This is a genomic window from Shewanella sp. 125m-7, from assembly GCF_052977045.1.
This window is the reverse complement of the sequence record NZ_JBRILQ010000015.1, coordinates 19,610-33,262: the sequence shown is the minus strand read 5'-3', so window position 1 is coordinate 33,262 and position 13,653 is coordinate 19,610. Positions and strand designations below refer to the sequence as shown.

Below are 13,653 nucleotides of genomic sequence, written 5' to 3'. Positions count from 1 at the left end.
TAGTCATATCAATGCGTAGGCTGTTTTGGTACTAAGCCACATAAATCCCGTGCCGTATTAAAACCGTATAAAGTGAAATATAAAAAATCCGAGTTCAGAAACTGGAACCAGAAACTGAAACTCGGATTTTTAGTCGCTATATTGACTGATTGTAACTTAAGCCACTTTTAATACCGCTTTAAAACAAGCTCGTATGATCTCTAGCCCTTTATCGACTTGCTCATCTGGCGCGGTAAGCGGCACCAAGATCCGCAGTACGTTACCGTAGGTGCCGCAAGACAATAGGATAAGTCCTCTATCGCGTGCCTCTTTAAGCATTTGTGCGCAGTACTCTGGTGCTGGCATACCGTCTTGCATAAGCTCAATCGCTATCATGGCGCCAAGGCCGCGCACATCAACGATTTGCTCATGATCCATCGCCATAGCTTGCAGCGACTCCTTAAGCTTAGCTCCAAGCGCATTAGCACCTTGTAGCAGCTTTTCCTCTTCAAACACCTCAATTACCGCAAGCGCGGCAGCACAAGCTAGCGGACTACCGCCATAGGTTCCGCCTAGGCCACCAGCACCAATGGCGTCCATCACTGCTGCTCGCCCTGTTATACCTGACAGCGGAAAGCCCCCTGCGATAGACTTAGCAAAAGTGGTAATGTCCGCACTAACACCCATCTGCTCCATCGCAAAAAAGGTGCCAGTTCGCCCAGCGCCCGTTTGAACCTCATCGGCGATAAGCATGATGCCATGCTTGTCACATAGTTGACGTAAACGCTGCATAAACTCAACTGACGTATGGTAGAAGCCGCCCTCACCTTGTACCGGTTCGATGATGATGGCAGCGATATCATCAGGCTCGGCATCATTTTTAAAGATACGCTCTATTGACTCAATAGCGTCATCATCACTCACACCATGCAGCGCACAAGGAAACTCGGCTCTAAACACGTTGGCGGCCATCAAGCCCATACCTTTACTGTAAGGCGCGACTTTACCGGTTAAGGCCAATGCCGCCATAGTGCGGCCATGGTAGCCCGAGGTAAAGGCGATAACACCGCTGCGCTTGGTGTAAGCCCTAGCCACTTTGACGGCATTCTCAACCGCCTCTGAGCCACTGGTAAATAGCGCTGTTTTCTTAGCAAAATCCCCAGGCACAAGCTGATTAAGCTTCTCGCACACCTGAATGTAATTCTCATAGCCAAGCACCATAAAACAGGTGTGAGAAAACAGCTCAAGTTGCTCTGCCACTGCGGCTTTAACTTTAGCGTGCAGGTGGCCGGTATTTAGCACCGCAATACCACCCGCAAAATCAATAAATTCACGCCCTTCCACATCCCACACGGTGGCGTTATCCGCTCGCTGAGTATAGATAGGATGAATTTGGCCAACACCATTAGCAACCGCGGCTTGGCGGCGCACCATCAGTGACTCATTGGTTGTCATAATAATTTCCTTTTATAGCTGTCCTGCTAAATAGCACATTTAGGCAGGTAGCAAACAAACCGACATTAAATAAGTAAGCACTAAACTGACATGCAGATGTACTTCATTTCCAAATACTCTTCGATGCCAAACTTAGACCCTTCGCGGCCAAGTCCCGATGCTTTTATGCCTCCAAATGGCGCCACTTCTGTCGAGATAAGCCCGGTGTTAACACCGACCATGCCGTACTCAAGGGCTTCAGATACTTTCCACACCAGTGAGATATCACGACCATAAAAATAAGCCGCTAAGCCAAACTCAGTATCATTGGCTTGCTTGATAACATCATCAACATCAGAGAACTTAAACAGCGGTGCTAGCGGGCCAAAAGTTTCCTCTTTGGCGACTAACATGGTTTTATCGACATTCGTGACAATCGTTGGCTCAAAGAAATTGCCACCAATACTTGCCAACTTACCACCAGCCATAAGCCTAGCGCCTTTAGAGAGTGCATCATCGAGATGACGTTGAACTTTAGCGACGGCATCACTGTTAATCAGTGGCCCAGTGGTAACGCCTGCATCGGTACCGACGCCCACTTTTAAGTTGGCCACTGCTGCTGCGAGTTTTTCTGCAAACAGGTCATACACACCGTCTTGTACATAAATACGATTAGCACAGACACAAGTTTGGCCTGCGTTGCGATACTTGGCTATCATCGCCCCTTCTACTGCGGCGTCAATATCGGCATCGTTAAATACGATAAAGGGCGCATTACCACCAAGCTCAAGAGACATCTTCTTAAGTGTCGGCGCACATTGCTGCATCAGCTTAATCCCCACTGGCGTAGACCCCGTGAAAGACAGTTTTCGCACGATAGGATTAGCACAAAGCTCGTTACCAATGGCAATCGCATCGCCTGTAACCACACTAAACACACCTGCTGGAATGCCCGCACGTTCGGCAAGTTCTGCAAGCGCCAATGCCGTAAAAGGCGTTTGCGGCGCAGGTTTAACGACCATGGTGCAGCCCGCCGCTAATGCTGGTGCAGCTTTACGGGTGATCATCGCTGCAGGGAAGTTCCACGGCGTTATCGCTGCGGTAACGCCAACGCTTTGCTTTATCACCAGTAAGCGCTTATCACCTTGGTGCCCAGGAATGGTATCGCCGTAAACCCGCTTAGCTTCTTCGCTAAACCATTCGATAAAGGATGCGGCATAAGCGACCTCACCTTTGGCTTCGGCCAATGGCTTACCTTGCTCGGTAGTCATCATTAGCGCTAGGTCATCTTGATGCTCAAGTAACAATTCAAACCAGCGATTTAATTTAGCGCCACGTTCTTTTGCGGTTAATGCACGCCAAGCTGGAAGTGCTTTTTCAGCTGCCGCTATCGCCGCTTGGGTTTCACTGGTGCCCATCACAGGTACACAGCCAATAACCCGCTCTGTCGCCGGATCGGCAATCTCAATAGTTTCACCGCTATCGGCATCACGCCACTCGCCATTTATATAACATTGCTGGCGTAGCAAACTCATATCATTTAACTGCACGCGTTACTCCTTAATTTACTTAACCGCTTATTACCTAAGAGGTTTGACTCTTTTAAGTTAGATAGGTTTACGCTAAATAGATTTAAACACCTAGCTTGTCACGCATGGTGTAATACCAAGCACCAATCGCGCTAAACGGCACCTTAAATGCGTGCCCACCCGGGAACGGATAATGAGGCAAGCCCGCAAAAGCATCGAAGCGAGTCGCTTGTCCATTAATCGCTTCGGCTAAGATCTTACCCGCTAAGTGTGTATAGGTTACACCGTGACCACTACAACCTTGTGAATAGTAGATATTACTGCCGATACGACCCACTTGAGGTAAACGCGACAGGGTCAGCAGGAAATTACCCGTCCAAGTATAATCAATCTTCACATCTTTAAGTTGTGGGAAGGTCTTGAGCATCTTAGGCCCAATAATCGATTTAATGTCGGCGGGATCGCGCGCACCATAAACCACACCGCCACCATAGATTAAGCGGTTATCACCCGATAGGCGGAAGTAATCGAGTAGATAGTTGCAATCTTCGACACAGTAATTTTGCGGCAATAAACTTTTAGCTAGCTCATCGTTCAAAGGCTCAGTGGTGATCACCTGCGTACCGCAAGGCATAGATTTTGCCTGTAGCTTAGGCATTAAACCGCCTAAGTAAGCATTACCCGCCACCACCACAAACTTAGATTTCACGCTACCATGACTGGTATGTACAACAGGGTTTTCGCCCTCGACAACCTTAATCACCGCCGAGTCTTCAAAGATCTTGCCGCCTAACGACTCCACCGCTTGTGCCTCTCCTAAAGCGAGGTTTAGAGGATGAATGTGACCGCCACTCTTGTCGAGTAGCCCACCAACATAGGCCTCAGTGTTGACCACTTTTCGAATATCATTTTTATCGAGTAGCTCAAGGTGGTTCATATGACCGTGCTTCTCCCACAAGGCTTTTTGCGCTTGCAGGTGGCCCATCTGCTTATCATTTAGCGCGGCAAACACGCCGCCATCTTGCAGGTCACACTGAATGTTATATTTTTTGATCCGCTCTTTAATGATGCGCGCACCTTCAAATGCCATCTCGCCAAATAACTTCCCCGTCTCTTTGCCAACGGTTTTTTCGATAGAGTCGATATCACGACTAAAACTGTTAACTATCTGACCGCCATTTCGGCCCGATGCGCCCCAACCAATGCGAGCCGCTTCCAATACCGTAACCTTGTAGCCCATCTCCAGTAGATGTAATGCTGTCGACAATCCAGTGTAACCCGCGCCGATGATACACACATCGGTTTCAATGTTGTCTTGCAGCATTGGGCGTTCGGTTTTATCGTTGGCTGATGCCGCGTAGTATGAATCGGTGTGGGGGGTATGGTTCATGGTTTCCGCCTGTCTTTCATCGGTTATTATTGACATAACTTCTGTCCTTTTATGTTCTTTATGTTCTTTATGTTCTTTATTCTTTGCGCTAAAGCTTCAACTTTTAGATCTCGAAAGCAAGCATTTGACGGCTCACTCTCGCTTATAAATAGCTTGTTTATAAATAGAAGCTTGAAAACTGAGTGATGCGAACCCGTTAGCCCGTTCACATCACTCAAGTTGTGATGACGCTAAGTTAAACTAAGCTGAGCTTGAACGCTGCTTGGCGTCGGCTCGTCGAGCGAAATACCAAGAGACAAATGCAATTAATGACACGATAAGAATAATCAAGGTCGCGAGCGCATTAATCTTAGGCGATACCCCCATACGAACAGAGGAGAACACCACCATCGGCAAGGTAGTTGCACCCGGGCCTGAGGCAAAGCTCGCAATCACTAAGTCATCTAGCGACAAACTAAACGATAATAACCAGCCTGCGACTAATGCAGGTGATATCATAGGTACCGTAATCGCGAAGAAGGTTTTAAATGGCGTCGCACCAAGATCCTGCGCGGCTTCTTCTATCGAACGGTCAATCTCACGTAAACGCGATGACACCACCACAGCCACATAAGCGGCGCAGAAAGTCGAGTGAGCGATCCAAACGGTCAACATGCCGCGCTCAGCTGGCCAACCGAAGGTGTCAGCCATCTGCACAAATAGCAGTAGCAAAGACAAACCAGTGATCACCTCTGGCATTACCAGCGGCGCGGTGATCATGTTCGATAGCGTTAATTTCCCCCAACCTCGGGCAAAGCGTGTCATCACAAAGGCCGCCATGGTGCCTATAATTACCGCCATGGTTGAGGCGTAAAATGCCACCTGTAAACTGGTCCAAACCGCATCTAAGATCTGCTGATCTCGAAGTAGCTCGCCGTACCACTTGGTCGAAAAGCCGCCCCAAACCGTCACCAGCTTTGATTCATTGAATGAATAAATCACCAAGATAAACATTGGTGCGTACAAGAAAAACATCCCAGCCCAAAGCATAATGGTAGAAAAACTTAACTTCTTCATGCGCCTTTCTCCATCTCTTTAGCTTGATAACGGTGGAATAGAGTAATCGGAATAATCAATAGTCCGAGCATGACAATCGCAAGCGCTGATGCCACTGGCCAATCGCGATTATTGAAGAACTCCTGCCATAACACCTTACCTATCATTAACGAGTCTGGGCCGCCCAGTAGTTCTGGAATAACAAACTCACCCACAACAGGAATAAACACCAACATAGAGCCGGCAATCACCCCACCTTTTGACAAAGGCAAAGTCACCTTCCAGAAAGTATTGAGGCTGCGAGAGCCAAGGTCGGCGGCGGCCTCAAGTAAGCTGACATCAAGTTGAGATAACGTCGCGTACAGCGGCAAAATCATAAACGGCAAGTAACTATAAATAATGCCGATATAAACCGCAGTATTGGTATTCAAAATCTGCAAAGGCTCAGAAATAAGCCCTGTCCACATCAACAAGTTGTTAATCACACCGTTGTTACTCAAAATCCCCATCCAAGCGTAAACACGAATAAGAAATGAGGTCCAAGACGGTAGCATTACCAGCAGTATTAACATGGTTTGATTGCGTTTAGGTGCTCGAGCAATGGCGTAGGCCATTGGGTAGCCTATCAGCAAACAACCTATGGTTGAGATGGTCGCCATTTTAAGCGAGCCTAGGTAGGCGTGGTAATACAGAGAGTCATCTAGAATAAGCAGGTAGTTGCCTAAATTCAGCATGATCTGCAGAGACTCTTCAGCATACTGGAACAAAGGTTCGTAGGGCGGTATCGAGATAATCGGTGTAGAAAAACTTATCTTAAGTACGATGGCAAAAGGTAGTGCGAAGAACATCAGTAGCCAAAAGTATGGGACACCTATGGTCCAACATTGGCCTTTGGGTAATCTAAATTTTAACGGCTTTTTCATGATCGATTCCTTATGCTCTAAGGACCACTCCGCTGGTGGCCTCCCAGCTAATGAAAACCGCTTCTTCCCATGTAGGAGGGTCGGAGCGACGATCTCGGTTAGTCATGATTGTTTGAATAAGCTGTTTGTTAGGTAGACGGATGTAGTACACAGAGATGCCCCCCAAGTAAGCGATATCTTCAACTACACCACTAGACCAGTTATGCTCACCTTGAGGTTGTTCTCGGGTGATACGCGTCTTCTCTGGGCGCACCGCAACCCAAACCGTTTTATCTTCAACACTGGTCGAAACGCCGTGAGCAATAAAAATCTGCTGCGATAAACCTGGGCTTTCAATCATAATATGGTCAGCCCTATCTTCAACAATTTCTCCCTCAAACAGGTTCACGCTGCCAATAAACTCAGCCACCATACGGCTATTTGGGCTTTCATAAATATCGGTTGGCGACCCCGTTTGTGCAATCCAACCTTCATTCATGATTGAAATACGCCCAGCCATGGTCATGGCCTCTTCTTGATCATGGGTTACCATCACACAGGTTACGCCCACAGCCTCAAGAATATCCACCACCTCAAGCTGCATCTGAGTACGCAACTTTTTATCTAGCGCTCCCATAGGCTCGTCAAGAAGCAGTAACTTAGGACGTTTTGCTAACGATCGCGCTAAAGCTACACGTTGACGCTGACCACCGGATAACTGATTAGGTTTACGTCTGGCGTAAGATTCCATGTGCACCAGCTTTAACATCTCTTGTACACGGGCTTCAATTTCAGCCTTGGGTAACTTGTCTTGTTTAAGACCAAAGGCGATATTTTGCGCCACGGTCATATGAGGGAATAGTGCATAAGACTGGAACATCATATTGATAGGACGCTCATGGGGCGGCATATCGGTAATGTCTTCACCATCGAGAAAAATGCGCCCTTCTGATGGTTTTTCAAATCCTGCCAAAATACGCAGTAACGTGGATTTACCCGAACCTGAACCGCCGAGTAATGCAAATATCTCCCCTTTTTTGATATTGAGCGTGACATCATCTACTGCACGCACTTCATCAAATAGCTTACTCACCCTGTCTATCTGAAGTAGCACTTCGCCCTGCGTCTTTGTAATGGTGTTATTGGTGACGTCTAAGGTACTAGCCATATTACTTCTCCAACAAAGGGCTTTTGCTCAAAGCCCTTTCTTTATCAATTTATCTGTTAGCTCTAGATCAAAAAGGGCAAGGCGATGCCTTGCCCTGCTTTGATTAATAGCCCGATTTCACTTTGGTCCATACACGAGTCAATGAGCGTTGTGACTTCATTGGACGAACATCACCGACATACAAACGATCTAGCACTTCTTTTGTTGGATAAATTGAAGTGTTAGTACGGACTTCTTCATCAACGAGAGGTAACGCAGGTACGTTCGGGTTGGCGTATGCCACGTAGTTACTGATTGGTGCAATCACCTCTGGACGAAGTAGATAATTGATAAAGGTATGCGCATTTTTAACGTTTGCCGCATCCGCTGGGATAGCTAACATATCAAACCAAAGGTTTGAGCCTTCCTGAGGAATTGAATATTCGATAACATTGCCATTTTCCGCTTCTTCAGCACGTGCCGCCGCTTGGAAGATGTCGCCTGAATAACCAAACGCAACACAGATATCGCCATTTGCTAAGTCAGTAATATAACGTGAAGAGTGGAAATAAGTGATGTAAGGGCGTACTTTCGCCAAGACTTCACCAGCCTTCTTAAAGTCATCTGCTTTAGTGCTGTTTGGGTCGAGCCCTAAATAAATCAGTGCCATTGGGATCATCTCATCTGCACTATCGAGTAGAGACAGACCGCACTGAGAAACCTTCTCGGCGTACTTAGGGTTAAAGATAAGCTCTAGCGAGTCAACTGGTGCATCTTCACCCAGTACCGCTTTAACTTTATCGACATTGTAACCAATACCATTGGTGCCCCAAAGGTATGGCACTGAATACTGATTACCCGGATCGGCAGATTCAAGCTGAGTCATCAGCTCTGGGCTTAGATTCTTATGATTTGGTAATTGATTCGAATCTAACTTTTGAAATGCACCCGCTTTAATTTGCTTAGCCAAGAAACTGTTTGAAGGAACAACAATATCGTAGCCAGAGCGGCCAGAAAGCAGCTTAGCCTCTACCACTTCATTACTATCAAACACATCGTAAATGACACGAATCCCGGTCTCTTTATGAAAGTTTTCTAACGTATCTTCAGCAATATAATCAGACCAGTTATAAACGCGAACCACTTCTTCTGCATATACGGTAGTCGATGCCAGTACACTTGCAGTGACGAGGGCAAGAGTTGTCACCTTTTTAAAAAGTTTCATGCTTTCTCCTATTTAGCGTAGCAGCAGATAATGCAACTCTGCTGTCCATTCATTGTGTTGCCGTATTGTCGGCTTTCTTATTGTTCACCAATGCTACACCTGAAAAACCGCATCGGCAGTGTGGTACTGCTTTACAGCTTTCATATAGATAACACTCTTTAAAATGCTATCTATATGAGTAACTTCCTTTAAATTATTCCATCACTTTAGGGCAGAGAAACATCCCCAAACATCACTCTGCCACAATGCGTTATACCGTCAGCAATAAGAATTTTCGCTCCCATGAGCTAATCACTTGACGATAATTTTCTAAGTCCGCTTGCTTGACGGCGATATAGCCATTAGTAAAGGTGTCACCCAAATACTCACGACATGCAGAGCTTTCAGCCATGACAGCCAAAGACTCCTCTAGCGTTAACGGCAGCGCGATACCGCTACGGGTTTCATTGGCTCGACCTTGCACTGGAGTTGATGGCTTAACGTCTTCAACCATTCCCATGTAACCACATAAAAGGCTGGCGGCAATCGACAGATAGCTGTTGGCATCGGCGCCAGCTATACGGTTTTCAATGCGTAGGTTTTGTGGTGAAGACTCAGGAATACGTAGGCCACAAGTACGGTTTTCTTCGCCCCACTCAAGGTTTACAGGTGCAGATGCACCCGGTAAGAAACGGCGAAATGAGTTAACGTTTGGCGCTAATAGCGGCAATAGCTCAGGGATGAACTTCTGCAAGCCACCTATGAAGCTGTAAAACAGCGGGCTTTTAGTGCCATCTTCATTGGAAAAGATATTCTTGCCTGACTTGGTATCTACAATGCTCTGATGCAGGTGCATCGCGCTGCCAGGCTCATTGGTGATTGGTTTTGCCATAAACGTGGCGCAGACGTTGTGCTTTAGGGCAGCTTCGCGCAGGGTACGCTTAAACACAAAGACTTGGTCCGCTAAAGACAGTGCGTCACCATGGGAGAAGTTAATCTCCATCTGCGCGGTGCCTTCTTCGTGGATCAAGGTATCAATATCTAGACCTTGTTCCTCACACCAGTCATACATATCTTCAAATAACGGGTCATACTCATTTGCCGCATCGATAGAAAAAGACTGACGACCAGACTCTTGGCGACCAGAACGACCAATAGGTGGAATAAGCGGTTGATCCGGATCTTCATTGATACGCGTTAAATAGAACTCCATCTCTGGTGCTACGACAGGCTTCCAGCCTTTATCCTCGTACAATTTAAGTACTTTTTTAAGTAAGTTTCGTGGAGACAATTCGATAGGATTGCCCATCTTATCGTAGGTATCGTGGATCACCTGAGCAGTGGCTTCAATGGTCCAAGGTAACTTAAATACCGCGTTTTCATCGGGTACACAGACAAAGTCGATATCCGCTTCATCAAGCAGGGCATCATAGGACTCATCATCCACATAATCACCGGTAACGGTTTGCAGTAATACACTCTCAGGTAAGCGCATGCCTTTCTCGTCAATAAACTTACCTACCGGCGCAATCTTGCCACGGGCAATACCTGTCATATCACAGACGACACATTCAACTTCGGTAATTTTGTGTTCTTTTAAATAACTGACTAACTTTTTCATATTTATTTCACTCTGCTTGCTGCACGGCGCTGGCATGCTTGATTAAAAGCTTCAAAAATGGCGGTATAAAAAGGACTATTAAGTACTTTCCATTCCGGATGCCACTGCACGCCTAGTGCAAAATTCTTTGCATTGTTGACAGAAAATGCTTCTATCAACCCATCGTTTGCATATGCTTCTGGCCGCAACCCAACACCTAGGCGATCTACACCTTGGGTATGGACAGAGTTCACCTCTGCAGAGCTGCGGCCCCATGCATCGTGAAGCAGTCCCCCAGGTTCTATTTGAACCTCGTGGGAAATACCATATTGCACGTCTACCGACTGCGTTTTGTCTTCTCTATGTTCAATAAACCCGTCCAGCTCATGCAGCTTTTGGTGTAAACTGCCGCCGTAAACAACGTTCATTTCTTGAAATCCGCGGCAAATGGCAAGTACAGGTACGCCTGCGTCAATGGCCGCCTTTAACAGCGGTAAGGTTGTCGCATCGCGCTTGGGATCATGGTGAGTCCCTTCATCACTTGCGGGACCTTGAAAATGGTGAGGTTCTATATTTGATGGGGAGCCCGTAAAAAGTATTCCATCTAAACGAGCAAGAATGGTTTCTGCTGGGCAATGCCCTAGCGCAGGAATCACTAATGGCCAAGCTTGTGTCGCATCTGCTATCGATAATAAATACTTCTCACCCACTATATTAAAGGGGTGCAAGCCTAACTGCTGATTACATGCCGTCACACCGACAACTGCGAGCCCTACTTCCGACATAAAACACCTTCAATCCTTCATCTTCGTAATTTTTAGAATTATTTTGAATAGTTGTTATCTTGATTTACGAAATATCGAATAATGAACAGTTATTGTGCGCATGTTCATTTTTTCACACACTACACGGAATCAATAAGGGAGGCAATAGGCTAAGTTGGAGTAATGTTAAAAAATGTAGATTATTTTAACAACCCCTTTATTATCACAGAGTTATGTAAGCGGCGTTTTATTTTCATTTGTATCTAGATGCATAAAGATAGCGTTTTTATGCGTAAAAAGCATAACTAACACGTTTGATAAAGCTCACATTCACACATAACGAATGCTTTATATTATTTACATGGGAGCATAAAAACAGCATTAGCTTGCCTAAGCTAGCCAGTAATGTCAGATAAGCGAAAAATAGCAGGATAATGATGTAGATAGCGAGTGAGTGAGTTAGCTAGCGACCGTCAAGAGTCATGCTCTCTCCGGTAAGCTAGCGTTACAGCAAAGACAGTGGAAATGATCTAAAAATTAGCGGGAGTTGTCGCACTGATAATTCGACATGACTCTTCAAATGGATTACGGAAACGATGGGGCAATTCGCTGTTAAAATAATAACTATCACCCTCTTTTAGCTCAAACACTTCTTCACCCACAGTCAACTCTAATCGCCCTTCTATCACCATTGCAGCTTCTTGGCCTTCATGTTTAAGCATCTCAATACCTGTGTCTGAACCTGGCGGATAGGTTTCACTCATCACTGACATGGCGCGATTTGGAAAGTCTCGACCGATTAATTTAAAGTCCAACATACCATCACCGATATCTAATAGCTCATCACTGCGGTACACCACTTTTTGCTCGGCGGCTGACGTATCTTCGATAGAAAAAAACTCCACTAAAGACAAAGGTAAGCCAGAAAGCACCTTTTTCAACGAACTGACCGAAGGGCTAACGCTATTTTTCTCAATCATGGAGATGGTGCTGTTAGTCACACCTGCGCGTTTTGCAAGTTCGCGTTGAGACAAGCCCTTCTCTTTTCTAACCCTTTTAAGGTTTTCTCCAATATCCAAAATCTTTCCCCTAATTGAAGTAATCGTTCTTTGTCTCCAACAACGTGTAGAGCAATACAACGTATTCTCGGCAGGACTAGAACCCGCTTTTAGTAAACAACAAAGTGAATGCCGCCGAGTGAGTTTGTATTCTACAGGAAAGCATGTTAAAAATAACGAACATCTGTAAATAATTTATTCACATAACATAGAATATATCGTCACAAGTCCAATTTACAATAAAAACATACATTTGGAGAAAAGATGTCAACTAAAAATCCGGTGCATAGCGATCAATATCCCGCATCCTATTACTTCGCAACCGCTAAAGAACTGCATAAATCGCCTCGATTAGAAGAGGTATTAGATGTCGATGTCTGTGTAGTTGGCGGCGGATTTAGTGGCATTAATACTGCGATAGAATTAGCGCAAAAAGGCTTTAGTGTCGTGCTATTAGAGGCCAAACGTATAGGCTGGGGGGCATCGGGTCGTAATGGCGGCGAGCTTATCCGCGGCATTGGCCATGACGTTAGTCAATTTAAACATATTATTGGTAGCGAAGGCGTAAAAGCCATAGAACAGATGGGCTTTGAAGCGGTCGATATCGTTAGGCAACGTGTAGCTGAGCACAATATTGATTGTAACTTACAGATGGGCTACTGCGACTTAGCTATTCGTCCTCGCCATATGAGGGAACTTGAAGAGGATTTTGAACATTTAAACAATATAGGTTACGGCCATAACATGTCCTTACTCGACAAATCTCGCATCGGTGAGGTGATTGGATCGGACTTTTATCAAGGCGCGCTGGTCGATATGGCCAGTGGCCATCTACACCCACTAAACTTGGCATTAGGTGAAGCAAAAGTTGCCCGTAGCTTAGGCGTAAAAATGTATGAATACAGCGCCGCACAAAAGATCATTAAGGGCGATAAGCCCAAAGTGATTACCGAGCATGGCGAAGTTAATTGCCAGTACCTAGTGTTGGCTGGCAACGCCTATTTAGGCCTAGATCTAGAGGAAAACATTGGCAGCAAAGTGTTACCCGCGGGTACCTATATCTTAGCCACTGAGCCGCTAACGCAGGAGCAATGTGATGCTATTATTCCGCAAAACATGGCCTTTGCCGACTTAAGAGTCGACTTGGATTACTACCATTTATCTGAAGATAACCGACTGCTATTTGGCGGCCTATGTACCTACTCTGGCAAAGATCCCAAAGATATTGAAGCCGCACTTAGGCCGAATCTTGAAAAAGTATTTCCACAGCTCAAAGGCGTTCGAATCGACTATGAATGGGGCGGCATGATGGGCATAGGCGCCAACCGTTTACCACAAATTGGTCGTTTGCCTGATGCCAAAAATATCTTCTATGCTCAGGCTTATGCAGGCCATGGCGTTAACACCACTCATATGGCGGCAAAGTTAATTGCCGAGGCGATTACCGCCCAAGCCGAACGTTTCGATATCTTCGACAAAGTCCCCCATATGACCTTTCCTGGCGGGCCGCACCTACGCTCGCCAATGTTAGCTATGGGCATGCTTTATCATAGATTTAAGGATATCTTCTAGGCTGAAAACTCAACCAGCGGTAAGCTGCTAGTTAGCTTA

11 protein-coding genes are annotated in these 13,653 nt (G+C 46.0%); 1 reads left to right on the top strand and 10 read right to left on the bottom strand.

Going from position 1 to position 13,653, the window contains the following annotated elements; all coding sequences use genetic code 11:
- Positions 1-156: 156 nt before the first annotated feature.
- The 10 genes from gabT to ACVBIL_RS09100 all read right to left on the bottom strand — a co-directional run bounded on the left by gabT (position 157) and on the right by ACVBIL_RS09100 (position 12,063).
- Complete coding sequence (gene gabT / locus ACVBIL_RS09145) at positions 157-1,437, bottom strand: 4-aminobutyrate--2-oxoglutarate transaminase (protein WP_447166725.1); 1,281 nt, start codon at positions 1,435-1,437, stop codon at positions 157-159.
- 77 nt (positions 1,438-1,514) lie between these two features.
- Complete coding sequence (gene gabD / locus ACVBIL_RS09140; protein ID WP_447166670.1) at positions 1,515-2,963, bottom strand: NADP-dependent succinate-semialdehyde dehydrogenase; 1,449 nt, start codon at positions 2,961-2,963, stop codon at positions 1,515-1,517.
- A gap of 82 nt (positions 2,964-3,045) precedes the next feature.
- Positions 3,046-4,332, bottom strand: coding sequence for an NAD(P)/FAD-dependent oxidoreductase (locus tag ACVBIL_RS09135; RefSeq protein ID WP_447166724.1), 1,287 nt, complete (start codon positions 4,330-4,332; stop codon positions 3,046-3,048).
- Positions 4,333-4,572: 240 nt separating this feature from the next.
- Positions 4,573-5,388 (bottom strand): ABC transporter permease subunit, encoded by an 816-nt coding sequence (locus tag ACVBIL_RS09130; RefSeq protein ID WP_447166669.1) that lies wholly within the window; start codon positions 5,386-5,388, stop codon positions 4,573-4,575.
- The gene (locus tag ACVBIL_RS09125) at positions 5,385-6,290 is read right to left on the bottom strand and encodes an ABC transporter permease subunit (protein WP_447166668.1); all 906 of its coding nucleotides are present in this window, start codon (positions 6,288-6,290) and stop codon (positions 5,385-5,387) included. The genes ACVBIL_RS09130 and ACVBIL_RS09125 overlap by 4 nt, the downstream gene beginning before the upstream one ends.
- Before the next feature lie 10 nt (positions 6,291-6,300).
- Positions 6,301-7,437 carry a polyamine ABC transporter ATP-binding protein gene (gene potA, locus ACVBIL_RS09120; RefSeq protein ID WP_447166667.1) on the bottom strand — a complete coding sequence of 379 codons (1,137 nt, stop codon included), beginning with the start codon at positions 7,435-7,437 and terminating at the stop codon, positions 6,301-6,303.
- A gap of 103 nt (positions 7,438-7,540) precedes the next feature.
- Positions 7,541-8,641, bottom strand: coding sequence for a polyamine ABC transporter substrate-binding protein (locus ACVBIL_RS09115; protein ID WP_447166666.1), 1,101 nt, complete (start codon positions 8,639-8,641; stop codon positions 7,541-7,543).
- A 250-nt stretch (positions 8,642-8,891) separates the two neighbouring features.
- The gene (locus tag ACVBIL_RS09110) at positions 8,892-10,241 is read right to left on the bottom strand and encodes a glutamine synthetase family protein (protein WP_447166665.1); all 1,350 of its coding nucleotides are present in this window, start codon (positions 10,239-10,241) and stop codon (positions 8,892-8,894) included.
- A 2-nt stretch (positions 10,242-10,243) separates the two neighbouring features.
- On the bottom strand, positions 10,244-11,005 hold the full coding sequence (locus tag ACVBIL_RS09105; protein ID WP_447166664.1) for a gamma-glutamyl-gamma-aminobutyrate hydrolase family protein: 762 nt from the start codon (positions 11,003-11,005) through the stop codon (positions 10,244-10,246).
- A 509-nt stretch (positions 11,006-11,514) separates the two neighbouring features.
- Entirely contained in the window at positions 11,515-12,063 is a 549-nt protein-coding gene (locus ACVBIL_RS09100) for a cupin domain-containing protein (protein ID WP_447166663.1), read from the bottom strand.
- Positions 12,064-12,306: 243 nt separating this feature from the next.
- On the opposite strand from ACVBIL_RS09100, the gene ACVBIL_RS09095 reads away from it, so the two are divergent.
- Complete coding sequence (locus tag ACVBIL_RS09095) at positions 12,307-13,614, top strand: NAD(P)/FAD-dependent oxidoreductase (protein ID WP_447166662.1); 1,308 nt, start codon at positions 12,307-12,309, stop codon at positions 13,612-13,614.
- Positions 13,615-13,653 lie beyond the last annotated feature (39 nt).